The sequence below is a fragment of the Nocardioides sp. CER19 genome, from assembly GCF_029846275.1.
Taxonomy (GTDB): Bacteria; Actinomycetota; Actinomycetes; order Propionibacteriales; family Nocardioidaceae; genus Nocardioides.
Map to the genome: position 1 here is coordinate 284,764 of NZ_JARVWS010000004.1, position 25,351 is coordinate 310,114.

Here is a 25,351-nt window from a genome sequence, read left to right on the forward strand (position 1 = left end):
CTCGCCCTGAAAAGACCCTGAGAGTTGCCCGGCCCGGCAACTCCACGCACCACTCGAACGTCCTTTCCTTCGAGAGCGCATGCATGTCCCGGGAATCACGGGGACACCTGATGCGTTGAGATCCTGCAGGCGAACCCTGCATGTGAAGGAGGGTCCCCATGGCAACACGCACCGCCGTCCGCGAGATCGAGGGTCGCGACAGTGTCGGCCTCTACCTGGACGAGATCGCGCGCAACGAGCTGCTCGACGCGGCCAAGGAGGTCGAGCTCTCGAAGGCGATCGAGGCCGGCCTGATGGCCGAGAGCCTGCTGGCTCAGGGGCGTTACGGGCGCAAGGCGCCGGGCGGGGCGACGAAGGCGGAGCTCGAGTGGCTGGCCGAGGAGGGCCAGAAGGCGGTCGACACCTTCATCACCGCCAACCTGCGACTCGTCGTCTCCATCGCACGCAAGTACGGCCGCGCCCAGATGCCGATGCTCGACCTCATCCAGGAGGGCAACACCGGCCTGATCCGCGCGGTCGAGAAGTTCGACTACACCAAGGGCTACAAGTTCTCCACCTACGCCACGTGGTGGGTGCGCCAGGCGATCACCCGCGGTATCGCGCAGCAGGCCCGCGTCGTCCGGCTGCCCGTCCACGTCGTCGAGGAGCTCAACCAGATCGGCGGCGCCCGTCGCACGCTCGAGCGCCAGCTCGGCCGCGACCCGGAGCCCGCCGAGATCGCCGCGGAGCTGGGCATGGAGCTCGACCGCGTGCTCGACCTCATGTCGTGGGGTCGCGAGCACGTCAGCCTCGACTCCCCCGTCGACGAGGACGGCGACACCTCACTCGGCGACCTCATGGCGCAGGAGACAGCGCCCGGCCCGGATCTCACCGTGCTCGACGAGGAGTCCCGCGACCGGCTCAACGCCCTCGTGGGCCAGCTCGACGACCGCGCCGCCGACATCATCCGGTCGCGCTACGGGCTGCTCGACGGCCGCCAGCACAAGCTCGCCGACATCGGCGTCAAGCACGGGATCTCCGCCGAGCGGGTCCGCCAGCTCGAGCGGGAGGCGCTCCAGAAGCTCCGCCGCCTGGGCGACCCGGACCTGGCAGCCTGAGGCACGCAGCCGACGTACGACGACGGGAGGACCGCACCCCAGCGGTCCTCCCGTCGTCGCGTCTACGGGCGGAAGGCCCCTTCCTGCGCCCCAGGCCGCCGGGCTAGGTTCGTGACGTCTGAGGCTCGGCTCGCCCACAGGGGAAGGACTGTCACATGACCGGTCGGATCGTCGTCGGGATCGACGGATCACCGCAAAGCGCGAACGCACTCGAGTGGGCGGTGGCCCGCGCGCGGCTCGGCGACCACACGCTCGAGCTGGTCAACGCCTACAACATGCCGTCCGACTTCGACTTCTACGGCTTCCACGCCCTCCCGGGCGCCCAGCCGGTGGAGTGGTTCACCGAGTACTCCCAGGAGCTGCTCGCCGCCGCGGAGAAGCGCGTGCAGGAGCTCGCGCCCGACCTGTCGTGCACGCTGACGTCGACGATGGGCCCGGCGGCGTACGCGCTGTCGGACGCCTCGGCCGGGGCTGACGCCGTCGTCGTGGGCCGGCGCGGACTCGGGGCGGCCACGAGCGTCCTGCTGGGCTCGGTGAGCAACCGGCTGACGATCGAGGCCAAGTGCCCGCTGATCGTCGTCAGCGAGGGTGAGCTGCCGACCAGCGGCCCCATCGTCGTGGGCGTGGACGGATCGGAGTTCGGCACGGCCGCGCTGCGGTACGCCGTCGCCGAGGCCGCGGTCCGCGGTACCTCGGTGCGGGCCGTGACCGCCTACCAGGTCCCGGACCAGCGGATGCAGGCGGACGCCGAGCTCCTCGCCCGGATGCGGGCGGCCTTCGAGGACGAGGCGGCCGACATCACCCGCCAGGCGCTGTCCGAGGCGCAGGGCGGCGACGCCGTCACCGTCGACACGGTCACCGTCGAGGGCCGTGCCGCGGACGCGATCCTCGGCAACGCCGGCGACGCGCAGCTGATCGTCGTCGGCTCGCACGGCAAGGGCCTGGTCCGTCGCGTGCTGCTCGGCTCGGTGAGCCGTCGGGTCCTCCACGACGCCGACCGGCCGGTCGCGGTGATCGACCTCCCGGAGGACTGACCCGCCTACGCGCGCAGCTCCACGACGAGCTCCTCGACCCGGCGGCGGAGGTCGTCGATCGACCCGGTGTTGTCGATGACGTGGGTGGCGGCCGCGAGCCGCTCCTCACGGGTCGCCTGCGCGGCGATCCGCGCCCGCGCGTCGGCCTCGGCCCACCCGCGGTCGCCGACCAGGCGCGCCACCTGCGTCTCGAGAGGTACGTCGACCACCACGACCGCGTCGAAGGAGGACTGCTGGTCGGTCTCGACCAGGAGCGGGATGTCGTGGACGACGAGGTCGTCGGGCCCGGCGGTCGCGGCGAGCGCCTGGCTGGCCTCCCTGACCAGGGGCCAGACGATGCTCTCGAGCCGCTGCCGTTGCGCCGGGTCGGCGAAGACGATGGCCCCGACCTTCGCCCGGTCCATCGCGCCCTCCGGCGTGAGGACCTCAGGCCCGAACGCCTCGACGACGCGGGCGAGCCCGGGCGTGCCCGGCGCGACGACCTCGCGGGCCAGCAGGTCGGAGTCGATGACGATCGCTCCGAGCTCCCGGAGCATCCCCGACACGGTGCTCTTGCCTGATCCGATCCCGCCCGTCAGCCCGACTCTCACGCGGGCACCCTAGCGATCGGCCAGGAGCTGCCTGAGGATGCGGTCCAGCTCGGCGCGGTCGCCGGCCGGGAGATCCTCGAGGAGCCGCTCGGACTCCTGCCTCCGCGCGGCGGCGAGCACCGCGGAGAGCCGCCTGCCCTCCTCGGTCGCGGCGACCCGGGTCGCCCGGCGGTCGGTCGGGTCCGGCTCGCGACTCACCAGGCCACGCGTCTCCAGCGCGTCGATCACCTCGGTGGCCGAGCGCGGCGCGATCCGGAGGGCCTCGGCGATCTCCGAGGGCCGGGACGCGCCGTGGTCGGCGACGACGTGCAGCGCACGGGACTGGGCCGGCGTGACGTCGTACGACTCGAGCGCGACGGCGAAGCGTCGCCGCAGCGTCCGCGCCGCCGCCATCAGCAGGTCGGCCGTGGTGTCGTCGCCCTTCACGGGAATGCATCGTAGCCCCTCCTGCGTTACCCTCATAGTGAGGTTCCCTCAGCATCAATCAGGAAGGGGGTGGCCGCATGGATGGCCGTCACTTCTCCGGCAGTAGCCACGACCGGGACGCGCAGCACGCCCGGCGCAACCCCGACTCGCGGCAGTCCGACCGGCGCCAGCTCGAGGACCGTCCGGTCTCGCTGCGCCGCATCGGACGCCTGTTCTCGAACCACAAGGGCGCGATGTCGGTCGTCATCGCGCTCATCGTCGCCAGCTCCGTCATCGGGCTGGCCCAGCCCTTCCTCGTGCGGCACGTCATCGACGCCGCACTCCCCCGCCAGGACGTCAGCCTGCTGGTCTGGTGCGTCGCCGGGATGCTCGGCGTCTCGATCGCGAGCGCCGCCCTCGGCATCTTCCAGACGCTGATCTCGACCCGCATCGGGCAGCAGGTCATGCACCGGCTGCGCAGCGACCTGTTCACGCACCTGCAGCGCCAGTCGATCGACTTCTTCACCCGCACCCGCGGCGGCGAGGTGCAGTCGCGGATGGTCAACGACATCGGCTCGATGCAGAGCGTCGTCACCAGCACCGCCACCGCGATCGCCGCCAACGTCACGGTCGTGGTCGGCACCGTCGTCGCGATGTTCGCGCTCGACTGGCGCCTCGCGATCATCTCCCTCGTGGTCCTGCCGCCTGCCGTGGTCACCACCCGCCGCGTGGCCCGCATGCGGTACGCGATCACGTCGGCCCGCCAGCAGAAGCTCGCCGACCTGCACGTGCAGGTCGAGGAGGGCCTCTCCGTCAGCGGCATGCTGCTGACCAAGACCCTCGGCGCCGCCCCGGCGCTGGCCCGCCGCTTCGAGCAGACCTCCCACGACCTGGTCGACCTCGAGATCCAGAGCCAGCTGGCCGGCCGCTGGCGGATGGCGACGATGCAGGTCGTCTTCGCCGCGGTCCCGGCCGCCCTCTACCTGGCCGCCGGGCTGCCGGTCACGCGGGACGGCATGACCATCGGCACGCTGGTCGCCTTCATCTCCCTGCAGGGGTCGCTGTTCCGGCCGCTGATGGGGCTGCTCAACGTCGGCGTCGACGTCACGTCGAGCCTGGCGCTGTTCAGCCGCATCTTCGAGTACCTCGACCTGCCCGTCGAGATCGACGACCCCGAGACGCCGGTCCGGCTCGACGGGGTGCGCGGCGAGGTCCGGCTCGACCACGTGACCTTCGGCTACGGCGCCGGCTCCCCCGTGCTCCACGACATCGACCTGACCGTCCCGGCGGGGACCAGTTTGGCGCTCGTCGGGGCCACCGGCTCCGGCAAGTCGACCCTGGCCGGCCTGGTCGCGCGACTGCACGATCCCGACGCCGGGCGGGTCACCCTCGACGGCGTCGACCTGCGCGACCTGGCACTCACCGACCTGGCCGAGGCCGTCGGCGTCGTCACCCAGGAGACCTACCTGCTGCACGCGACCGTGCGCGACAACCTGCGCCATGCCCGGCCGGACGCCACCGACGAGGAGATCGAGACCGCGGCCAGGGCGGCGCGCATCCACGACCTGATCCAGTCGCTGCCCGAGGGCTACGACACCATGGTCGGCTCCCGTGGCCACCGGTTCTCCGGCGGCGAGCAGCAGCGCCTGGCGATCGCCCGGACGCTGCTGCGCGACCCGCGGGTGCTCGTCCTCGACGAGGCGACCAGCGCGCTCGACAACACGACCGAGCGCGCCGTGCAGGCGGCGCTGGACACGCTCGCCCGGGGCCGGACGACGATCACGATCGCGCACCGGCTCTCGACCGTGCGCAACGCCGACCAGATCGCGGTGCTGGACGGTGGCCGGGTGGTCGAGCTGGGCACGCACGAGGAGCTGCTGCTCGCCGGCGGGCGGTACGCCGACCTGGTCCGCGGCGGCCTGGAGCAATCGGTCGCCGCGTGATCACTCCTGCTCGAGCGCGCGGACGAACTGGCCGAACCCGGGGAGCGTGAACCGGACGAGACCGTGCCCGACGGGCTCGATCACGCCCTTCTCGATCAGCCGCTCGCGCGGGACGCTGATCGCGCGCGACTCACGTCCCATCCCGCGGGCGATGTCGGCGCGGGTCACGTTGTCGCGTCCCGTCGCCGCCATCGCCGCCAAGAACGCCCGCTCGGTCGGCGTGGCCGCGCCCCAGCGGGCCCGGTGCATCGCGGTGAGCTGGTCGCGCGCGGCGGGCAGCCCCCGGCGTACGTCGTCGAGGGTGAGCGTGTCGCCCTCCTCGGGCCGGGCGGCGTCCCAGGTGGTGCTGCCGCTCAGCTGGAGCAGGTAGGGGTGACCCCTGGCCTCGCCGACGACGGCCGCCAGGGCGTCGTCCGTCCACGCGACGCCCTCGGCCTCGGCCGGGACCGCGAGCAGCGACCGGGCGTCGGCGTCGGAGAGCAGGTCGAGCGACACGAAGGCGCTGCGCTCGCCGAAGGTCGCGGCACGGGTGAGCGCCTCGGGCGTCACCGGCAGGCCCGCGGCGACGACCGCCAACGGGTTGGCATTCCGGTCGCCGTCGAGGACCTGCAGGGTGTTGAGCAGGACCGACATGTCGTCCGCCGAGGCGGCGTGGAGCTCGTCGACGAACACCACCAGACCGGCCCCTCCCCTGTTCCGGAGGTGCGTGGCGGTGTCGTGGAGCAGCGCCTCGAGCGCCCCGACGGGCGCACGCCCGATCGGGTCGGCGGGCGTCTCGCTCTCGCTCGGCCGGGCGTCCAGCTGGGCCTGCACCTTCGCCGTGCCCGGCAGACCGACCTCGATGGTGACCCGCTCGAGTCGTCGGCGCCACCGGCCCCCTGCCCCGCCGCGCGGCAGCGCCTCGGCACGCTCCAGCGCGGTCTGCAGGGCGCGGACGAGCTCGGGCAGCACCGGCCGCTCCCGCGAGCAGGCGACCCACGCCGACACGAAGCCCAGCTCGTCGGCCGTGCGCTGGGCGGTCCGCAGGAGCGAGGTCTTGCCGATCCCGCGCGGGGCGTGGAAGACGAGCAGTGGCCCGCCGATCTCCCCGTAGGTCACCACCCGCGCGAGGAGGTCCTCGATGCGGCGCAGCTCCGCCGCGCGGCCGACCAGGACCCGCGGCACCTGGCCCGGAGTGTACGGATTCGCCCGAGTCATCCGCCCGCCCATCCTTCGATATACGTGGCGAAAGTATAAGCAGGTATACCGACGATCGGTCGAGCGGTGAGGCCTCGCCTAGCGGTGCGAGCGGATCACCAGCCGGGCGACGTCGGCCGTCGCGGGCAGTCCGGGCACCACGGCGCGGAGCGTCACCGTACGGATGCGCGGGGCGTGGCTGCCGATCCGCTCGACCACCACCGTCAGGTCGACCGACGCACCACCGGCGAGCGTGGCACGCCAGGTGCCCGCACGCACCGAGCGCGTGACGTCGTGACCGCCCTGCAGGTAGTGGACCCGGTAGGCCTTCCCGAGGCCCGAGGCCTGGAGAGCGAGCCGGCCGGCGGTCACCCGGTCGTTGGCGAGCCGGACGGTGAACGAGCGCTTCACGCCCCGCTTCGGCAGCCGGGCGGCGCCGCCCTCGCCCCACACTCCGGCGGAGCGCACCTTGAGGTCGGTCCGGCCACTCCTCACGACGAATGCGCGCGTGACGACCGTACGGTTGCCGGCGCCGTCGACGGCCTCGACCCGGACCGTGTGGCTCCCGGGCGTCGGCGACGTCAGCGAGGTGTCGGAGGTCGTCGTGCAGCGCGCCAGGGTGGAGCCGCCCTGGTCGGTGCAGCGCGCTCCGGGCTCGATCCGAGTCCCGGGCTCCACGGTGAGGTGGTCGCGCAGGCCGACAGCGACGACGGGCGGGGTGACGTCCGGAACGTCGGCCTTGACCGCCCGGTAGCTGACCATCTGGGTGGTCGTCGACAACTCCCAGACGACACGGTTGTCGGCGGTGACCTCCGAGGCGATGGTGTGCCTCAAGGCGCCCCAGCCGATGAACGTGTCCCCTCCGGGCAGTCGGTTGGTCGATCCGGTGAAGAGCGTGAAGCCGTCCGACGGGCCGTCGTGCTTCCACACCAGCGTGGCAGCGGCCGGCTTGCCGTCGCCGTCGAACGCCAGGGCGTACTCGGCGATCCGGGTGTGCGGCCGCGCGATGCTCGCTCCGGTCCGGTCGGCGGGGTTGACGCAGAGAGGGTTCGGGTCCGGCCACCCCGAGCCGTTCTCGAAGACGAGGATGTGGCCGTCGTCCAGCATGCCGGCCGTGTGCTGGGCGCACGGGCCGCCGTCCGCGTCATCGGGGAAGGCGAAGTCGCTGTAGCGTCCGCCGAGTCGCCAGAGGATGTCCCCGCGGCTGTGGCCGTCCGAACGGTCGGCCCGCCACGCGATCTTCATGATCGAGCTGGTGTGCCGGAAGGAGACGAGCAGGTCGCCGTCGGGCAGCTCCTGGAACGAGTTGATGTGTGCGTAGTCGGGGTTGGTCGGGGCGGCGGTCGTCTCGTCCGCGCGGAAGTGGTCGCCACTGTTCCACGTGTAGACGACCTGGCCGCGGGCGTCGACCTCCTGGATCGTCGCGTCGGTCCGGCCGGTGCTGCGGTTCGGCTCGTAGCCCATGAGGAGACGACTGCCGTCCGCTCGCAGGATCGCGTCGTGGTTGTCCGTGTTGGTCAGCGGGTCCGCCACCGTCATCGTGCGGATGGGCCGGAACCGGCCGTCCAGCTCGACGAGCTCAGAGCCGGTCCGCCCGGGCTGGGTGTTGGGCCGCAACACCGTGTAGTGACCGTGAGGGGCTGGCTTGAGGTCCATCGCGCCGGGGCCGTCGTCCGCGTGGAAGTACGACGGCACGCCGTTGTGGTCGACCGCCACCTCGAAGGTCCGGCTCTTGGCGAAGTCGGTCAGCGTCAGGAGTACCTGCCCGCGCTCCCCCGTTCCGGTGTCGACGGACGCGGTCAGGTCCGGGAAGTCCGGCGGCAGGTAGAGCAGGGCGTAGCCCGTGGTGCCCGAGCTGTCGCTGATGATGACGGAGACCTCGTCCCCCTCGTGCAGCCCGCTCAGCGTGGTCGCGCCGGAGACCCGGATCCCGTTCACAGACACGAGTCCCTGAGGATCGGCGGTCGTCGCCGTGACGGTGAGCTGGCCGTCCTGCCCGTCGGCGGTGTAGACGGAGTACCGCGTCACCGCCGCGTCGAACGCCGGACTGAGCCCGGTGATCCCCGTGCCACTCACGGCGATGCTCCGCGTCGGCGACGCGGCCGCCACGGCGGGTGACGGGAGGCTCAGAGAGCTGGGCAGAACCAGCAGGAGCAGGGCGACGACACCGCCAGCGCGGCGGGCTCCCCGGGAATTCACGAACGGCACCCGCACATGATTCCGAAGAAAGGGTGCGGCCGCTGCCGAATCCCAGAGTCAGCAGGCGAACCGGCGCCGGTAGGCCTGCGGGCTGAGGCCGCGGACCCGGGTGAAGTGGTGCCGCAGCGTCGCGGCGTTGCCGAAGCCGACCTCGTCGGCGATCCACTCGACCGAGCGATCAGTGGTCTCGAGCAGCTGCTCCGCGCGCAGCACGCGCTGGTTGGTCACCCACGAGTGCGGGGTCGCGCCGGTCTCGGCCTTGAAGCGCCGCGCGAACGTGCGCGGCGACATCAGCGAGCGGCGCGCGAGCGCGTCCACGTCGAGCGGCTGGTCGAGGTTCTCCACGATCCAGGCCAGCAGCGGCGCCAACGTGTCGGCCTCGCACTCCGGGACGGCCCGGGCGATGAACTGCGCCTGTCCCCCGTCGCGCTGCGGCGGCACGACCATGCGCCGGGCGACGCCGCTGGCGATCTGGGCGCCGTACTCCTGTCGCCAGATGTGCAGCGTCGCGTCCAGCCCGGCCGCGGTGCCGGCACTGGTGACGATCTGACCGGAGTCGACGTAGAGCACCTCGGGAACCACCTTGGCCTCCGGGAAGCGGGCGGCGAGCTCGTCGGTGTACTTCCAGTGGGTCGTGCACTCGAGCCCGTCGAGGAGCCCGGCCTCACCGAGCGCGAAGGCGCCGGAGCACACGGTCAGCAGGCGGGTGCCCCGCTCGTAGGCGCTGACCAACGCCTCGCGTACGCCGTCCGGGAGCGGCTGGTCGCGCCTCATCGCCGGGATGCCGATGAGGTCGGCCTCCTCCAGGCGCTCGAGCCCGTGGTCGACGTTGACGGAGAAGCCGAGGCTGAACTGCACGGCACCCGGTTGTGGCGCACACACGTCGAAGTCGAGCAGCGGGATGCCGTCTTCGCGCCGGTCCAGCCCGAACGCCTCACAGAGCACGCCGAACTCGAACGGGGCGACACCGTCCCAGATGAGGGCGGCGACATTGCGCAGGGTCACCCCGACAGCGTGCCACAGGTCTGGCAGAAAATCGATGTACGTCGGCATACCTGCCACTCCCGGCAGTAAGTCGCTGAGCGCATGATTACTGCCATGGCCGTTCTCATCGTTCTTCTGCTCCTGGTGGCCGGCTTGTCCGCCCTCACCGAGTACGCGCGTCACGACCGGTTCGCCGGCCCCCACACCCGCCGCGTCGACTTCGACGACCTCGGCGCCGTGCCCGATCGCAACCTCGTCCGCCTGCGCTGACCCTCAGTGCACCGCCGCGCAGGCGGAACCGGCCGCCCGGCCGTCGCAACCGGGCGGTCGACCAATGCCGAAGGGCGCCCACCGTGAACGGTGGGCGCCCTTCGTGTGTCCAGGCTGGACCTGGCTGGCTCCCGGACCGCGCGAGCGCGGTCCGGGCCAGCTCATCAGTTGCCGCCGGTCAGCTTCTCGCGAAGCGCCTGCAGCGCCTCGTCAGAGGCGAGCGAGCCCGCGGACTCCTCCGCAGCGGCGGAGGAGGAGTACGAGGTGGCCTCGCCGGCCTCGGCCTCGGCCGCCTTGGCCTCGGCCTGCTGCTTGACGTGGGCCTCCCAGCGGGCGTGAGCCTTGGCGTACTGCTCCTCCCAGGCGGCGCGCTGCTCCTCGAAGCCCTCGAGCCACTCGCCGGTCTCGGCGTCGAAGCCCTCGGGGTAGAGGTAGTTGCCCTGCTCGTCGTAGCTGGCAGGCATGCCGTAGAGGGTCGGGTCGAACTCCTCGACGTCGGCCGCGGCGCTGGTCTCGTTGGCCTGCTTGAGGGACAGCGAGATCCGGCGACGCTCGAGGTCGATGTCGATGATCTTGACCATCACGTCGTCGTTGACCTGGACGACCTGCTCCGGGATCTCGACGTGGCGCTCAGCCAGCTCGGAGATGTGGACCAGGCCCTCGATGCCCTCCTCGACGCGGACGAACGAACCGAACGGCACCAGCTTGGTGACCTTGCCCGGGACGATCTGACCGATCTGGTGGGTGCGGGCGAAGTGCTGCCACGGGTCCTCCTGCGTCGCCTTCAGCGACAGGGAGACACGCTCGCGGTCCATGTCGACGTCGAGCACCTCGACGGTGACCTCGTCACCGACGGCGACGACCTCGGACGGGTGGTCGATGTGCTTCCAGGACAGCTCCGAGACGTGGACGAGACCGTCGACGCCGCCGAGGTCCACGAACGCACCGAAGTTGACGATCGAGGAGACGACACCCTTGCGGATCTGACCCTTCTGGAGCTGGGTTAGGAAGCCGTGGCGAACCTCGGACTGGGTCTGCTCGAGCCAGGCACGGCGCGACAGGACCACGTTGTTGCGGTTCTTGTCGAGCTCGATGATCTTCGCCTCGAGCGTCTGGCCGACGTAGGGCTGCAGGTCGCGGACGCGGCGCATCTCCACCAGCGAGGCGGGGAGGAAGCCACGGAGGCCGATGTCGAGGATGAGGCCGCCCTTGACGACCTCGATGACGGTGCCCTCGACGACGCCGTCCTCGTCCTTGACCTTCTCGATCGTGCCCCAGGCGCGCTCGTACTGGGCGCGCTTCTTGGACAGGATCAGACGACCCTCCTTGTCCTCCTTCTGGAGGACCAGGGCCTCGACGTGGTCGCCGACGGCGACGACCTCGTTGGGGTCGACGTCGTGCTTGATCGACAGCTCGCGCGAGGGGATGACGCCCTCGGTCTTGTAGCCGATGTCGAGCAGGACCTCGTCCCGGTCGACCTTGACGATGGTGCCCTCGACCAGGTCACCGTCGTTGAAGTACTTGATCGTGGAGTCGATCGCGGCGAGGAAGTCCTCCTCGGACCCGATGTCGTTGACCGCAACCTGCGGCGCGTCGTAGTCCGGGAGAGCAGAAAGAGTCGTCATGAAGTAGTAGGAACCTTGAGTTGTCGGGAATGGGATACGTGCGCAGCGCACGCAATGCTCAAGCCTACGCGGCGCGTGAATCCCCGTCCAACCGGCGCAATCACCGGCCGTCCGGGGACGACGCGCGCGCCGGACCTCGCCCGGATCGGCTCGTTCTCTCCTAGCCTTGCACCCCGTGGACGCAGCCGACCCGACCGACCTCGAGACGTTCGTCGCATCGGCCGGACGGATCGTCGCCTACCTCAACGCCCGTACCCCGTTCACCGACTGGTCGGTGAGCCGCGTCGCCGGCGAGGAGCAGGTCCACCTGCACGTCGCCGGCGGCACGATCCTCCACACCGGCGACCGGGTCCCCTGGGACGAGACGTTCTGTCGTCGCATGCTGGCCGGTGCGTCCTCGGTCGTGCCCGACGCCTGCCTGGACCCCGACTACGCCGACCTGCCGATGGCGGGCGCGGTGCGCGGGTACGCCGGCGTCCCGATCGTCGACGGGGACGGGTCGCTCTTCGGGACGCTGTGCGGCGTGAGCGGCGCGCCGCTCCAGTCCCGCGAGCGGATCGACGGGGAGCTGCTCGACGTGTTCTCGGGCCTGCTGTCGGCGCAGCTGGCGCTCGTGCACAGCTCGGCGACGCACCGGAACTCGGCCCTCGTCGCCGAGGCGCTCGCCAGCACCGACCGGCTGACCGGGCTGATGAACCGACGCGGGTGGGACCTGGTGGTCGCCGAGGCGCAGGAGCGGGTCGACAGCCTGGGCGACCGGGCCGGCGTACTCATGATCGACCTGGACGGCCTCAAGGCCGTCAACGACAGCCGCGGGCACCAGGCCGGCGACGCGCTGATCACGACGGCGGCGACCGCGCTGCGGACGGCCGCGCTCCCCGGGCACCGGGTCGCCCGCTACGGCGGGGACGAGTTCGCCGTCTACGTGGAGGACGCCGTGGCGGCGGACCTCCCCGCCTTGGTGTCGCGCTATGCGGACGCCCTCGCCGCGGCGGGCGTGGAGGCATCGATCGGCGCCGCACCCGTGGTCCTCGGTGCACCCGGCACCGCCATCGAACTGGCGCTCGAGGAGGCCGACGCGTCGATGTACGCGAGGAAGGTCAGCCGACGCCCCTGACGCGCGCGCCGGAGCCTCGCGCTAGCCTCGAGGGCGTGACTGGGGCCTCCGAAGAGCCGCTCTACCCGCCCGTCAGGGCCGAGCGCCGGCCGGTGAGCGAGCAGGAGTCGCGGCAGGCGAACGGGCCTGACTGGGACCGGTACGCCGATGAGTACCAGTCCACCCACGGCGCGTTCCTCGGCGACGTCGGCTTCGTGTGGGGCCCCGAGGGGTTCACCGAGAAGGAGGCCGGCGTCCTCGGCGACGTGGAGGGTCGCGACGTGCTCGAGCTCGGCTCGGGGGCCGGCCAGTGCGCGCGCTGGGTCCGGTCCCAGGGCGGCCGGGCCTACGGGCTGGACCTCTCGCACCGCCAGCTGCAGCACGGCCGCCGCATCGACGACGCCACCGGGGTCGTCGTACCGTCCGTGCAGGCGACGGCCACGGGGATCCCGTTCGCCGACCGCTCGTTCGACGTGGTCTTCTGCTCGTTCGGGGCGTTGCAGTTCGTGGCCGACATCGACGTGTGCATCGCCGAGGTGGTGCGCGTGCTGCGGCCCGGCGGGCGCTTCGCCTTCTCGATCACGCACCCGACGCGGTGGATGTTCGCGGACGACCCCGGCCCGGAGGGGCTCGTGGCGAGCCAGTCCTACTGGGACCGCACCCCCTACGTCGAGGTCGACGACGCCACGGGCGTGGTGTCGTACGTCGAGCACCACCGCACGCTGGGCGACTGGGTCGCGCTCCTGGCCGGTGCCGGGTTCCGGCTCACCGACCTGCTCGAGCCGGAGTGGCCGGCCGAGCACGACCGGGTCTGGGGCGGCTGGTCACGGACCCGGGGGTTGTTGACCCCCGGGACCGCGATCTTCGGAGCCGAGCTGGCCTGAGCCGACCGTCAGCGGCCGGCGCCGACCGGGGTGCGCTGCTCCTGCTCGGCCGGCGAGGACGGACGCCGGCGGAGCAGGAACACGCCGAGGATGACGAACACGATGCCCACCACGGGGGCGATGAACCGCGCCCCCGTGCCGATCAGCCACAGCGAGCGCTTGTTGCTCTTGGCGGTGTCGACGTTGTTCTTGACGGTGCCGTCGGTGTAGCTGACCGAGACGTCGAGCATCTTGGTGCCGTCCGGGAGGGCGACCGTCTGGGTGCCCTCCTGGTCGATGAAGGAGCCCGTCTTCGGGTCGACCCACACGGTCTGCGTGGCGGCGTACGTGCCCTGCGTGCCGGCGGCGATCTCCGCGTCCTGCGTCGGGATCGAGACGTCGAAGCGGTAGGTCTTCAGGCCGTCGACGAACTTGGTGCCCTTGTAGTGGGCGGTCACGGCGTGCCCGAGGGTGCCGTCCCAGTAGTCGTAGTCCTTCTTCTCCGTGTTGAACGGGAACTTGACCACGACGCCCTGGTAGGAGTCCACCGAGTCACTGTCCGTGACGTACTTGCTCTGGTTCGCGACCGGGAAGCCCGTGGTGCGGTCCAGCGCGAACTTGTCCTGACCGATGTTGACGATCGCGGGGTCGTCCCCGGCCAGGACGAACTTGCCCTTCGCGTCGATGCAGTACGCCTCGGTGGTCGCCATGCACTTGGTCTGCACCATCGAGATGACGTCGTTGTCCGACTTCTTCGGGTCCACCTGGGTGTGCACGATGTAGGTCACCGGCACGGGGGTCTCGGACTTCGCCAGCTGCCCGGACGCCTCTCCCGTCAGCCGTGTGTAGGAATCAGTGTCGAGGGGAATCCGGTAGGCGGCGTCCTTCCCCCAGAAGATGGCGACAGCGCCGGCTACCAATGCGAACACTCCGAGGAGCAAGGCAAGCCGACCAACAACAGCACGCACGCTAGAACCCTCCCAAGGTCATGGAAACGGGACGCACAGTAGCAGTAATTACCGACGAGTATGTGCATCCGGTCACACCGACGCAACGCCTTGCTCTTCGTGCGATAGTTCGGGCGTGCTGAAGCCGGTACCGCGTCCGACTCCGCCCGTCGTCTCGGACGCCGCGGGCCTGACGGTCATCGGCAGCGGTCTGCTATTGATCGCCCTGCAGCTCGTGTTCCGCGGCTGGGTGTCGCTGCACGGTTGGTTCTACTCCGACGACTTCGAGTTCCTCAGCGAAGCGTCCAATCGAGGCCTCGGCCTCTCGTATCTCCTGACTCCCCATGACAGCCAGCTCATGCCGGGCGGGGTGCTGTTCGCGTGGCTCATCGCGCATGTCGGCCCCTTCAGCTGGACCTCGGCGTCACTGGTGCTGCTCGCCTTCCAGCTGTGTGCAGACCTCTGCTGCCTCTGGATGCTGCTGACCCTCTTCGGCCGCAGGTGGGCGTGCATCCCGTTCTTGTTGCTCTACCTGCTGTCACCGCTGACGATCACGGCATTCATGTGGTGGTCCGCTGCCATCAACCAGATCCCGGTCCAGGCGGCTTGCTTCGCGGCGGTGACGACCCACGTGCTCTACCTCCGCACCCGCCGCCGCCGGTATGCCGTCGCGACGGCGGTCATCATCGCCGCCGGCTTGTGCTTCTACGTCAAGGCGGCGCTCATCCTGATCCCTCTCGTGGTGCTCACCTTCGTGTGGTTCCCGGAGCCGGGGCCGCACCGTTGGTGGAGGACCTTGAAGGCCCACCGCTGGGTCGTGATCGGGTACGGCGCCCTGGCCGTCGCGTACGCCGCCTACTACGTCCTCCACGTCCCCAACCCGCTCTCCTCGGGCGGCTCGATCAGCTACGGCGACATCTTCGACGCGATGTTCCGCCGGTCGCTCGGTCCGGTGCTTCTCGGCGGTCCGTGGACGTGGTCGGTGGACAACCCTCCGCTGGGGCAGGTAGCGACGCCGGCCTGGGCCGTCGACGCGGCTTGGCTGCTCATCGCTGCCGCCTGCTTCGTCCTCCTGGCGCGACGCCGGCATGCCTGGCGCGCCCTCGCGGTGGCGGTCCCCTACCTGTTCGCCACCTACCTCCTGACCGCCTGGGGTCGTGGCGCGACGCTCGGCGGCTTCGCCGGGCTCGAGCTTCGCTACCTCGCCGACAGCATGCCGATCCTCGTCCTCACGCTCGCTCTCGCCATGCTGCCGCTGCGGCCCCCGCCCGTGGCGGAGCCGTCGTCAGCCGGACAGGACGCCATCCGGAGTCCTTACCTCTTCGGCGCCGTGACGGTCGCGCTGGCCGTCAGCGCCATGTGGTCCAACGTCCGATACGTCCAGCCATGGAACTCGCCATACCCGGCGAAGGCGTTCGCCCAGACCGTCGAGACTGCGAGCGCAGCGCAGCCGCTGACCGTGCTGGACGGGGAGGTGCCTGAGATCGTGCTCAGCCGGACGAGCTATCCGAGCAACCTGCCGAGCCGGCTCTTCCGCCCTCTCGGTGACCGGGTCGAGGCCGTGACCACCGGGACGGATCCGACGGTGCTCGACGACAACGGCCGACCCAGCGTTCCCGGCATCAGCGGTGGCGCCACCTCGGAGACCGGCCCGACACCGGGGTGCGGTTATCCGGTGTCGGCACGCGCGGTGACGGTGCCGATGACGGGGACGCCCGACTACTTCTGGTGGCTCCGGATCGGATACCTCACCGGCGCCGACGGCGAGCTCCGGCTGACCCTGGGAGGCACCACGCACCGCCTGCCCGTCGAGGCCGGGCTCCACTCCGTTTTCCTCCGCGGGAGCGGGTCGATACAAGATCTGTCCATGACGAGCAGCGACGCCGACCAGACGATCTGCGTGGACAACGTCGCCATCGGGAACCTCGTGGCGTCGGAGCCGACCGGATGAGCCAGCAGCCGGCTCCGCGCGTCATCCCGGCGCTCGACGCGATGCGCGCCGTGGGTGCGCTGGCGGTGGTGGCGACGCACTGCGGGTTCAACGCGGGGATCTACGGCTCGGGCACGCTCGGCCACCTGGTCGCCCGGCTGGACGTCGGAGTCGCCGTGTTCTTCGTCTTGTCGGGGTTCCTGCTCTCTCGGGAGTGGCTCGTCCGGGCGGCGACAGACCGACCGGCACCCGGTGCTCGGCACTACCTCTGGAAGCGCCTTCTCCGGATCTACCCGGCGTACGTCGTGACGGTCGTCGTCGCCATGGTGCTCATCCCTGAGAACCGCGGCGCGAGTCCGCGCGAGTGGCTGATCACCCTGGGCATGGCGGGCATCTACACCGACGACCCGCTCCCGCGGGGCCTCAGCCAGACGTGGAGCCTGGCGACCGAGGTCGCGTTCTACCTGGTCCTCCCGCTTCTCATGTGGATCGTCGTCGGTCGGCGCATCAGGCGCCTCCGCGTCCTCTCGTGGCTCGTCGTGTTCGCCGCGGTCGCGTGCTGGTGGCTCCTCGACCTGTCCGGGCGGCTGCCACTGGGTGGAACCCCCGTCAACGAGTGGCTGCCGGCGTACCTCACCTGGTTCGGCGCCGGCATCGGGCTCGCGGCTGTTCACACCAGCCCCGGCCTGTTCCCGAGGGCGACCACGGCGATGCGCGCACTCGGCCGGAGTCCGGGCGCGTGCTGGACCGCTGCCATCGGCGTCCTCATGGTGGCGACCACGCCCCTGGCGGGGCCGACGGCGCTGGTACCGGCGACGCCCGCGGAGGCCCTCGTCAAGAACCTGCTCTACCTGGTGGTGGGTGTGCTCCTGATCGTGTCCTCGGCGTTCGGCGAGGGCAGCTACGCACGCGTCCTGTCGCATCCGACCGCTCGGCACCTCGGCAGGATCAGCTACAGCGTCTTCCTCATCCACATGTCCGTGCTGCAGCTCGTCATGTGGATCACGGGGTACCCGCTGTTCGGCGGCCATTTCCTGGCGATCTTCGGCCTCACCCTCGTGCTCACCCTGCCTGCCTCCGAACTGATCTACCGGGTTGTCGAGCGGCCCTTCATGCGGCTGCGGCGCGAGCCGTTCGCGGGCGAGGCCACTGCGAGCGCCGCGCCGAGCGCAACGACCGCCGCGTAGTGCGGCCAGGCCCACTCCCCCGCCCAACCCGCGAAGGCGCCCCACGGGCGGATCGCATATCCCGCGCCCGCGGCCAGCGGCCCGATGACCACCAGCGCCCAGCTGATCTCGTCTGCTCCCACCCGGCGCGAGGCGTACCCGAGGGCCGCGCCGAGCGCTCCGGCGAGCAGTCCTCCCCACCCCGCCAGCAGGCCGCAACCGACCAGACCCAGACCCGTCAGGACGGGCACCGGCACCGACGCCGGAAAACAAGGCAGGAGCCGCTCGTCGCGGCGCTGACGGCGCACCAGGGCGACCAGCCAGAGCAGCAGGAGCAGTACCAGCCCGATCCCCAGACCAGCCCGGTAACGACCGTCGGGCGCGAACCGCACGTCGATCGGAGACGGGTCGCTCCGGGTCAGCCAACCCTGGCGCCAGCCGTCGAGGACCACAGGCTTCAACGCCCGGCCGGACTGCTCCGCCTCCCAGCCGGGGTTGGCGTTCTCGCGCTGGTCCACGACGACGGAATCGGTCGGCGCCCACATCGAACGCGTGACCGAGCCGGTCGACGCATCGGTCGCGTCCTGCACCCGTGCCAGCGGCGCGTCCGAGTGCCGGAGCACGAGGGAAGTCGGCGTGACCGTATCGCTGGATTGCACGCTCACCTCGTTGTCGCCCGCCGCGAGAGCGATGTCGCCGCAGGGCGACGCGGTCACCGGCCGCATCGAGTACAGATCGGCCGGTGAGCCGACGATCCTCGTCGGCACCTGCTGGTCACCCACGCGAATCGTCGGGCCGGAGCCGCAGGGCCACACACGCTCCTCGTCGGAGAGCGTCAGCGTCCGCTGGGTGAGCGCGCCGAGACGAAGCCGGCTGACGCCTACCGGCAGGGAATGCCAGGCGCCGCTGTCGTCGGTCCAGGCCGCATCGGCGCTCGCCGTGATCTCCACGCTGAGATGCTGGACGGTGATGGGTGCGCTGAGCTCGCCCCGACCGCGGTCGTTCAGCGAGACCTTCTCGCTGCCGCCGTCCCAGCTCACGAGCACCTCCGTGGGCCGGCGAACGGGTGCGGCCGGCGCGGCGGAAACCGTCAGCGTGCGCACGCTCCGCGCGCCGAGCCATCTCACGTCGAGCGTGGGATGGGCATCGTCAGCTGCCGCGATCCACGTCGTGCCGGGGCTGCCGTCGAGCGCGGCCAACCCCGACGCACGCGGATCGGCGACGCCGGTCGACGAGGCCTGGACGGAGACGAGGTAGTCCTCCTGCAGCATCCGGTCCAGTGCGGCGCCGGGCCGGGCGACGACTGACAGCGAGCCGACATACTGCTCCGCACTCGGCATCGTCACCACGCGCGTGAATCCGGCAGGCTCCTCAGACGGGCGGGCGCGCTCGGCGAGGCACGGCGTGCGGCCGTTGACTTCCACGCACCCGGTTCGCGCGTCCCACAACGCGTGGAGGGAGATCACCTCCGGAGAGCTCCACCCGTCCGGAAGCTGCGGTAGCACCAGCTGACGGGACACGACCAGGCCCGGGACCGCGACCTCCGCCAACGACAGCTGCACGCTGCCCGCAGCCTCCACGCGCAGCCAGTCCGAGCGGCCCGTCGGCAGGGTGATGTTCCTCGATCGGCCCCGCGAGACGGTGACGGGCTTGCTTTCACCGGCGGCCGTTGCCACCCGTACGGTCGTCCGATCGGCGCCGACGTCGCCCAGCGTCAGCGTCACCTCCCTGAGGACACGCGCCTGCGGCAGCGTGATCCGCCACCAGGCTGAACCTCCGACCGCGTCGGAGACCCACTGGGTGGACGGGTCGCCATCGACCGCCGCGAACGGGAGCTCGCCCGTTCGGCTGCCGCCGATGGCAGTGGCGTCCGAGCGCGAGGAGGAAGCCTCGATGCTCTTGGCGCCGATGAGCCGCGTGGTGGTGCGCCAGCTCGGGTTGCGCGTCACTGCGTAGTCCTGCAGCCGGTTCCCGGTCCGGCGTACGTCCCCGTGGGTGCGCACCGCGGACGCGCCGTCGTGGATCCGGCCGAAGTTCTGCTCGCGGTCGAGCATCCCGTCCGTGAGCACGACAGGTCCGTCCGGCGTGGTCTTCGTCGGTACGTCGGCGGCGAGCTGCGTCGGCTCGTCGCCGAGCACGCCTTCATCGGCGAGATCGAGAAGGTCCTCCGGTCCTCCCACGACGACTGGCAGTGCGTCCGAGGCGACGGTCGACGCACCGGTGTCGACGGCGTACACCTCGAGCGCCTGCCGGTGGCGCCGCCAGCCGGCGTTGATCACGAGGCGACCGGAGGGACCGCTGACGTACGGGTCACCGCCGACGTCGGGACCGAACGCCTTCACCAGCCGTAGGCCGGGCGAGTCGGCGAGCGCCTGGAGCACGAGCGCATCGTCCGGGACGTCTCCGTCGGTCGCGAGGTCGTTGCGGACAACGATGTACCTGACCCCGGCCCGGCGCAGATACGGAGCGAGCCCGTCCGAGCCGCGGCCCTGCGCGAGCCGCGCCTCGAGCGCGTCGAGCATCCGGATGTTGCCTGCGGGCGCGAGCGGAACGGCGTTCCGCACCGCCCACGAGTCCGCTGCCAGGTACTGCGCGGGCTCGTCCCGCGGCGTTCCCCACAGGTAGTGCCCGAAGGACGAGCCCGGGGTCATCAGGGCGACGCCGCCCCCTTGCTCGTCGAGCCAGGAGACGGCGGTCGACCAGTAGGACGGCGTGCGGTCGACGCCGCCGCTCGGGGCGAGACGGCCCGTGTAGGCCGGCAGGGCCGCTCCGACGACCGCCAGGCACGCCAGCCCGGCCACCGCCCCGCCGACCGGCAAGCTCCAGGTGCGGCTGGGCAGCCGCCACGCGCTGACGCGACGAGACGCAACCGCGATGTCGACGAGGTGGGCGATGCCGAGGACCAGCGGCAGGCGGACCACGGGGTCGAACTTGTGGGTGTTGCGCAACGGTGCGAGCGCGCCGTCGAGCGCGTCGTTCAGGGGGCCGGCCAGCCACCCCTGGACAGAGCCCTGGTGACCCATCGTGGTGAGGAACAGCCCGACCAGCAGGGCGAGCAGCAGGAACCGTCGCTCGGGCTGGCTGCGATGGACGATGCCGAGCAGGCCGAAACCGATGAGCAGCCCTGCGTCGAGCGCCAGGAAGCCGATCGTGATGACGTCGTGACCGCCGGTCCAGCTCGGGTCGACGTACGGCACCCAGTCAGTGGTGCCGCGCAGGGCGTCGAAGACCGTCGCGGGGAACGTCGTGACGTCCGCGTTCTCGATGAAGTCGAGGAACGGGGGTGAATAGGCGCCGAGCATGAAGAGCGGGATCAGCCACCATGCGGTTCCGAGCAGGGTGAACGCGCCCCACCAGCCCAGGAGCGACCAACGCCTCCTGTTGTTCGTCCGCGTGAGCAGCCACACCACGCCGAGCGGCAGGACCGCCGAGGTCGCCGCGGCATTGACGCCGCCGACCATCGACACCGCGACCGCAGAGAGCAACCCGGCCCGCCGCGTCGAGCCACCGCGGGAGCCGAGCACCAGCGGGAGCAGTACCCACGGAGCCAATGCGCTCGGCCAGGCCTCGATCGAGATCGGACCGACCGTCGTCAGCATCCGGGGCGAGGTGGCGTAGGCGAAGCCGGCGAGGATGACGGCGAGGTCGGAGCGCACGCCGAGGGCGCGCGCGACCCGGCCCGCACCGAGGAACGCGATGCACATGACGAGGGCGAGCCACAACCGCTGGACGACCCATCCCGGCAGGCCGGCCACGTGCCCGAGCGCGAAGAACGGGCCCATCGGCCACAGATAGCCGTAGGCCTGGTTCTGCAGCTGCCCGAACGCGGCCGTCGGGTCCCACAGGTGCAGGGCGCGACCGAGGAACTGGACCGGCGACACCGCGAGGTCGAACTTCGTGTCCGCGACCGTGAGGCCGGGTGACTGCAGGAACGCGATGCCGACCAGCAGCACGCACGCGGCCAGCAGCCGCACCCGATGGCGGGAGGGCACCGCAGTCATCGCTTGCGCAGCACCAGCAGCAGGTTCCAGGAGAGCACCTCGCGCAGGACCGGCACGCGCATCAGCCAGTGCGCCCACCACGGGTGGTAGCGCGGAGCGGCGAGCAGTACGTCGCCGGCCTCCTGCCGCCGCGCCCAGCGCAGCATCTCGGCGGCGGTGACGGCATACATCGACTCGCCGTACTTGTTCTTGGGCTCGTGACCGTGCTTCCGGCGGTACCGACGCCGGGCGTACCGGCCTCCGAGGTAGTGCCAGGGCGAGGTCTCGTGGCCGCCCCACGGGCCCCACCACAGGGTGTAGGACAGGAAGACGACACCGCCGGGCTTCGTGACCCGAAGCATCTCGTCTGCCATCCGCGCGCGGTCCGGGACGTGCTCGAGGACGTTCGAGGAGTAGCAGACGTCGACGGAGCCGTCGGCGAACGGCAGCCGCATCCCGTCGCCGATCACGGTTCCCGTCGCCACCGTGCCCTGGCCGGACAGCTCGCCCACGTCGGCGTCGAGGGCGAAGTACGTCGCCCCGGCGTGCGCAAACGCGTCGCGGAAGTAGCCAGGCCCACCGCCGACGTCGAGGACCGTCGCTCCGGCAAGATCGGTGTGCTGCGCGAGCTGGCCGACGGAGTCGCCGGCGAGCGCCGAGTAGAAGCGTCGTGGGTCGCTCTGCTCGTAGCGGAAGTCGTTGAAGAGCTTCAGCGACCGTCGCAGGGTGGGCGCCCACGCGCGGGCCACGACGGCCTGCGGTTCGGAGGTCTCGCGGCGCACCGGCGCACCATATACGACTGTCCTGAGACGAACGGCACAGCACGCTCGCGCGAAACCCCGATCGGTCGACGAGTGTGCAAAACGTCACAGGGTTGGTTACCCTCCGGTAGGTCCAAAGGTCCTGGGAGGGTCAGTGAACGGTCGCCACATCGCCATGCTCAGCTGGCGCGACGTCGGCAATCCCGAGGGCGGCGGCGCCGAGCACTACCTCGAGCGGATCGCCACCGGCCTCGTCGAGCGCGGTGCGAAGGTCACGGTGGTCACCGCCGCCTACCCCGGCGCGCCGGCCGAGGAGACGATCGACGGCGTGCGTTATGTGCGCCGCGGCGGCAAGCTGACTGTCTACCTCGCCGCACTGCTGGTGCTGCTGCGTCGGCGCCTGCCGGGCGGCATCGGGCGGGTGGACGCGGTGGTGGACGTCCAGAACGGCCTCCCCTTCTTCAGCCGGCTCGTCACCCGCCTTCCGGTCGTGGTGCTCGTCCATCACGTGCACCGTGAGCAGTGGCCGGTCGTCTACCCGGGGCGCGTCGGCCGCATGGGGTGGTGGATCGAGTCTCGGGTGGCACCACGCCTCTACCGGCACTGCCAATACGTGACGGTGTCGCGGGCCAGCAGGGACGAGCTGTGCCGGCTGGGGGTGGACATCGCCCGCATCGCGGTGGTCCACAACGGCGCCGACAGCGCCGTCGTCGACCGGCCGGAGCGCACCGCGCACCCGAGCATCTGCGTCGTCGGGCGGCTCGTCCCGCACAAGCGGGTCGAGCTCGCGATCGACGCGGTCGCCGCGCTGCGGTCCGAGCTCCCCGAACTGCGGCTCACCGTCGTGGGCTCCGGATGGTGGGAGGACGAGGTCAAGGAGTACGCCGCCCGCAGGGGCGTCGCGGACGCCGTCGAGTTCACCGGGTTCGTCGACGAGGCGACGAAGGCCGACGTCTACGAGCGCTCGTGGGTGATGGCGCTCCCCTCGCTCAAGGAGGGCTGGGGGCTGGTCGTCTCCGAGGCCGCGAGGTTCGGCACACCGACCGTCGCGTTCCGCAGCGCCGGTGGCACCCAGGAGTCGGTGTCCGACGGCGTGTCAGGGCTGCTCGTCGACGAGCCGGCCGAGTTCGTCGAGGCGCTTCGGCTGGTGCTGACCGACGACGTGGAGCGCAAGGAGTTGTCCCAGGGTGCACTCGCACACGCCGGCGAGTTCAGCTGGACCCGGTCGAGGGCTGCGTTCGCCGACGTCGCGGAAACGACGATGGCAGGCGGGCTCACCGCGACGACCGACTGACGCGGCTGCCTCGCGGCAGCGACTCGCGCATGACAGAGCCCGGGCCACCTTGCGGTGGCCCGGGCTCTGTTCGATCAGCGGCTGCCGTAGGCGATCGTCGACGACTGCGACACGCTCCCCGGATGATCCGGGGACGACTCGACCGTGTTGTTGACAAGCCCGACGACGGTCACCGTCGCGACGGCACCACCAGCGATGATGCTGGCGATCGTGCCGATGAATCCGAAACTGAACACAGGCGTCTCCTCCCAATCAATCGCGCACACTACCAGCCGGTAGGCCCGAGGTGGTCATTCTCACACGAGCAGTTCTGACGACGCCGGCGAGGTCGACGAGGACCAGGCCCACGAAGGCCGCCCAGGCCGCAGCGGTGGCGATCGACCTGGCCGTCGAGGGCGACGCAAGGGGCACGTTTCCGTCCAACCTGATGATGCGCAGGAGCGGGCCGTCGTGGACGACGCGCCCGTGGACGGAGGGGGCCTCCCCGGCGTCCTTCTCGACGAGCACCCAGCGCACGCCCAGCGCCCGCAGCGCGTCGGCGCGGCCGGACGGCGTCGGCGCCGCCAGCGCCGTACTCACCCGCCGGGCCCGCGGGTCCTCTCCGGCGACCGTCATCGAGCCGACGACGAGATCCTGGTTGGTCACGACGTCGGCCGGAACCAGGCGAGCGAGCGGGTCGATGACCGGTCGGTGGCCGTTCCATGCCGGAGCACGGTAGGCGCTCCAGGGCAGGATGATCGCGTCACCCTCGCCCGCGCGCACGGTCGTGCGCGCGGCCAGCCACTCGTCCGGATAGTGCGCGGGCTGGAGGGCCCCGCCGATCCCCCACGCGACGTCGGGCAGCACGGCGATCGGCAGGAGCACGACCGCCACTGCCAGCGACCAGCGACCGACGGACTGTCTCGCCACGTCGACGAGGCGGGCCGCACCTGTAGCGACGACGCCGACCGTGAGCGGCAGGGCGAGGGCGAGGGAGCGACTGCCGTCACGCAGCAAGGCCAGGCCGGGGACGTGTGCGCTCGCGTCCGCCATGGCGTCGGGCGACGCCCAGCTCAGCAGCGCGAGCCCGACGCCCACCCCCCAGAGCACGAGGAGAGCGATCTGCTGGCCCGGCGGTTCGCTCCGCCACCAGCGCCGTGCGCCACACGCTGCGAGGCAGAGCATCGCGAGCAGGCCGATCCACGCCAGGGCGCCCTCGCGTGAGGTCGGCACGACGTCGGCGTTCCAGATGCCGCCGAAGGTCAACACGGCCAGCGGAGCCGGAAGTCCGTCGCTCGCAGTGGCGAAGGGGCGGAACCCAGCAGCCGAGGTCGCCAGTCCGGCGTGGGTCAGTCCTGCGGCGACCCAGGGCGCGTTCGCGGCGACGACCATGAGCGCGAGCGGCAGAGTCGACCTTCGGCGCACTCCGCCGGCCAGGGCCGTGACCAGCAGCACCGCTGCCGACACCAGACCGGCGCTGGCGCTGAGGCTGCCCGCGACCAGCACCAGCGGTGCCCAGGCCGGGATCCGGCCCCCGGTGGCGATCCGCCGGCCGGCGACCGCGAGCCACGGCACAGCGGCGTACCCGAGCAGCACGGGCCAGTGCCCGATCGCGAGACGCTCGACGACGAACGGGTTCCACACGCCGACGCTCACGGCGACCAGCCGCGCGACGAGGCCGCCGCCGACGAGCGCGGCGCAGCCCGTGCCGGCGCCGACGAGAGCGCCGAGCAGCACCAGCTTCTGCAGGAGCATGCCCGGGACGACCTCGTCGAGGGCCGCGACGACCGCGTCGGACGGCACGGCACGCGGCAGCGCCGATCCCAGGCCGAGCATGTCGGACCGGAGCGGGAGGTCGGGCACCCACACCATGTCGCGGATCAGCACGTACCCCGGCCCGAGCGCCGGGCCGAGGACCAGCACGGCGAGGGCGGCCGCCCAGGCGAGAGGGAGCCAGCGCGTCACGACGGACGAGTCTGCACGACCGACCCTCGCTCGCGCATACCAAGACG

Annotated in this window: 20 protein-coding genes; 9 read left to right on the forward strand and 11 right to left on the reverse strand. The window is 71.4% G+C overall.

What is annotated here, in order from left to right:
• The first annotated feature begins 158 nt into the window (after positions 1-158).
• Both QDS12_RS20855 and QDS12_RS20860 read left to right on the forward strand, forming a co-directional pair.
• Positions 159-1,097: a sigma-70 family RNA polymerase sigma factor gene (locus QDS12_RS20855; protein ID WP_279882751.1), complete on the forward strand. Its 939-nt coding sequence runs from the start codon at positions 159-161 to the stop codon at positions 1,095-1,097.
• A gap of 155 nt (positions 1,098-1,252) precedes the next feature.
• On the forward strand, positions 1,253-2,131 hold the full coding sequence (locus QDS12_RS20860; protein WP_279882753.1) for a universal stress protein: 879 nt from the start codon (positions 1,253-1,255) through the stop codon (positions 2,129-2,131).
• Positions 2,132-2,136: 5 nt separating this feature from the next.
• On the opposite strand, the gene coaE is transcribed toward QDS12_RS20860, so the two are convergent.
• Entirely contained in the window at positions 2,137-2,721 is a 585-nt protein-coding gene (gene coaE, locus QDS12_RS20865; RefSeq protein ID WP_279882755.1) for a dephospho-CoA kinase, read from the reverse strand.
• A gap of 9 nt (positions 2,722-2,730) precedes the next feature.
• Entirely contained in the window at positions 2,731-3,147 is a 417-nt protein-coding gene (locus tag QDS12_RS20870) for a MarR family transcriptional regulator (RefSeq protein ID WP_279882757.1), read from the reverse strand.
• Positions 3,148-3,224: 77 nt separating this feature from the next.
• Here QDS12_RS20870 and QDS12_RS20875 point away from each other — a divergent pair, with 77 nt between their 5' ends.
• Complete coding sequence (locus tag QDS12_RS20875; RefSeq protein WP_279882759.1) at positions 3,225-5,069, forward strand: ABC transporter ATP-binding protein; 1,845 nt, start codon at positions 3,225-3,227, stop codon at positions 5,067-5,069.
• Here the strand turns inward: QDS12_RS20875 and QDS12_RS20880 are convergent, their stop codons facing one another.
• The 3 genes from QDS12_RS20880 to QDS12_RS20890 form a co-directional block, all read right to left on the reverse strand.
• Entirely contained in the window at positions 5,070-6,233 is a 1,164-nt protein-coding gene (locus tag QDS12_RS20880; RefSeq protein ID WP_279882761.1) for an AAA family ATPase, read from the reverse strand.
• Positions 6,234-6,344: 111 nt separating this feature from the next.
• Complete coding sequence (locus tag QDS12_RS20885) at positions 6,345-8,321, reverse strand: aryl-sulfate sulfotransferase (protein WP_279882763.1); 1,977 nt, start codon at positions 8,319-8,321, stop codon at positions 6,345-6,347.
• A gap of 180 nt (positions 8,322-8,501) precedes the next feature.
• On the reverse strand, positions 8,502-9,449 hold the full coding sequence (locus QDS12_RS20890; protein ID WP_347882194.1) for a helix-turn-helix domain-containing protein: 948 nt from the start codon (positions 9,447-9,449) through the stop codon (positions 8,502-8,504).
• Between the two features lie 93 nt (positions 9,450-9,542).
• Between QDS12_RS20890 and QDS12_RS20895 the strand changes: the two genes are divergently transcribed.
• Positions 9,543-9,698, forward strand: a complete 156-nt coding sequence (locus QDS12_RS20895) for a hypothetical protein (RefSeq protein ID WP_279882765.1) — start codon at positions 9,543-9,545, stop codon at positions 9,696-9,698.
• Between the two features lie 164 nt (positions 9,699-9,862).
• Here the strand turns inward: QDS12_RS20895 and rpsA are convergent, their stop codons facing one another.
• Entirely contained in the window at positions 9,863-11,323 is a 1,461-nt protein-coding gene (gene rpsA, locus QDS12_RS20900) for a 30S ribosomal protein S1 (RefSeq protein ID WP_279882767.1), read from the reverse strand.
• Between the two features lie 175 nt (positions 11,324-11,498).
• On the opposite strand from rpsA, the gene QDS12_RS20905 reads away from it, so the two are divergent.
• Positions 11,499-12,440 carry a GGDEF domain-containing protein gene (locus QDS12_RS20905; RefSeq protein ID WP_279882769.1) on the forward strand — a complete coding sequence of 314 codons (942 nt, stop codon included), beginning with the start codon at positions 11,499-11,501 and terminating at the stop codon, positions 12,438-12,440.
• A gap of 35 nt (positions 12,441-12,475) precedes the next feature.
• Positions 12,476-13,303, forward strand: a complete 828-nt coding sequence (locus QDS12_RS20910) for a class I SAM-dependent methyltransferase (protein ID WP_279882771.1) — start codon at positions 12,476-12,478, stop codon at positions 13,301-13,303.
• An 8-nt stretch (positions 13,304-13,311) separates the two neighbouring features.
• On the opposite strand, the gene QDS12_RS20915 is transcribed toward QDS12_RS20910, so the two are convergent.
• The gene (locus tag QDS12_RS20915) at positions 13,312-14,250 is read right to left on the reverse strand and encodes a DUF3068 domain-containing protein (protein ID WP_279882773.1); all 939 of its coding nucleotides are present in this window, start codon (positions 14,248-14,250) and stop codon (positions 13,312-13,314) included.
• A 115-nt stretch (positions 14,251-14,365) separates the two neighbouring features.
• On the opposite strand from QDS12_RS20915, the gene QDS12_RS20920 reads away from it, so the two are divergent.
• Together QDS12_RS20920 and QDS12_RS20925 are read left to right on the forward strand one after the other, a co-directional pair.
• On the forward strand, positions 14,366-16,180 hold the full coding sequence (locus QDS12_RS20920) for a hypothetical protein (protein WP_279882775.1): 1,815 nt from the start codon (positions 14,366-14,368) through the stop codon (positions 16,178-16,180).
• Positions 16,177-17,346: an acyltransferase gene (locus QDS12_RS20925; protein WP_279882777.1), complete on the forward strand. Its 1,170-nt coding sequence runs from the start codon at positions 16,177-16,179 to the stop codon at positions 17,344-17,346. The genes QDS12_RS20920 and QDS12_RS20925 overlap by 4 nt, the downstream gene beginning before the upstream one ends.
• Here QDS12_RS20925 and QDS12_RS20930 read toward each other — a convergent pair.
• A complete protein-coding gene (locus QDS12_RS20930; protein ID WP_279882779.1) occupies positions 17,247-21,317 on the reverse strand; it encodes an alpha-(1->3)-arabinofuranosyltransferase in 4,071 nt (1,356 codons plus the stop codon). The genes QDS12_RS20925 and QDS12_RS20930 overlap by 100 nt on opposite strands.
• A 5-nt stretch (positions 21,318-21,322) precedes the next feature.
• Positions 21,323-22,087 (reverse strand): class I SAM-dependent methyltransferase, encoded by a 765-nt coding sequence (locus tag QDS12_RS20935; protein WP_279882781.1) that lies wholly within the window; start codon positions 22,085-22,087, stop codon positions 21,323-21,325.
• A 133-nt stretch (positions 22,088-22,220) separates the two neighbouring features.
• On the opposite strand from QDS12_RS20935, the gene QDS12_RS20940 reads away from it, so the two are divergent.
• Complete coding sequence (locus tag QDS12_RS20940; RefSeq protein ID WP_279882783.1) at positions 22,221-23,360, forward strand: glycosyltransferase family 4 protein; 1,140 nt, start codon at positions 22,221-22,223, stop codon at positions 23,358-23,360.
• A gap of 74 nt (positions 23,361-23,434) precedes the next feature.
• On the opposite strand, the gene QDS12_RS20945 is transcribed toward QDS12_RS20940, so the two are convergent.
• Together QDS12_RS20945 and QDS12_RS20950 are read right to left on the reverse strand one after the other, a co-directional pair.
• Positions 23,435-23,596, reverse strand: coding sequence for a DUF2613 family protein (locus QDS12_RS20945; protein ID WP_279882785.1), 162 nt, complete (start codon positions 23,594-23,596; stop codon positions 23,435-23,437).
• 16 nt (positions 23,597-23,612) lie between these two features.
• Positions 23,613-25,304 (reverse strand): hypothetical protein, encoded by a 1,692-nt coding sequence (locus tag QDS12_RS20950; protein WP_279882786.1) that lies wholly within the window; start codon positions 25,302-25,304, stop codon positions 23,613-23,615.
• Positions 25,305-25,351: the final 47 nt, after the last annotated feature.

What these genes read in the sequence shown, in the direction of transcription:
- QDS12_RS20855 (WP_279882751.1), top strand. Translation starts at nt 159, where the DNA reads ATGGCAACACGCACCGCCGTCCGCGAGATCGAGGGTCGCGACAGTGTC.
- QDS12_RS20860 (WP_279882753.1), top strand. Translation starts at nt 1,253, where the DNA reads ATGACCGGTCGGATCGTCGTCGGGATCGACGGATCACCGCAAAGCGCG.
- QDS12_RS20875 (WP_279882759.1), top strand. Translation starts at nt 3,225, where the DNA reads ATGGATGGCCGTCACTTCTCCGGCAGTAGCCACGACCGGGACGCGCAG.
- QDS12_RS20895 (WP_279882765.1), top strand. Translation starts at nt 9,543, where the DNA reads ATGGCCGTTCTCATCGTTCTTCTGCTCCTGGTGGCCGGCTTGTCCGCC.
- rpsA (WP_279882767.1), bottom strand. Translation starts at nt 11,323, where the DNA reads ATGACGACTCTTTCTGCTCTCCCGGACTACGACGCGCCGCAGGTTGCG.
- QDS12_RS20925 (WP_279882777.1), top strand. Translation starts at nt 16,177, where the DNA reads ATGAGCCAGCAGCCGGCTCCGCGCGTCATCCCGGCGCTCGACGCGATG.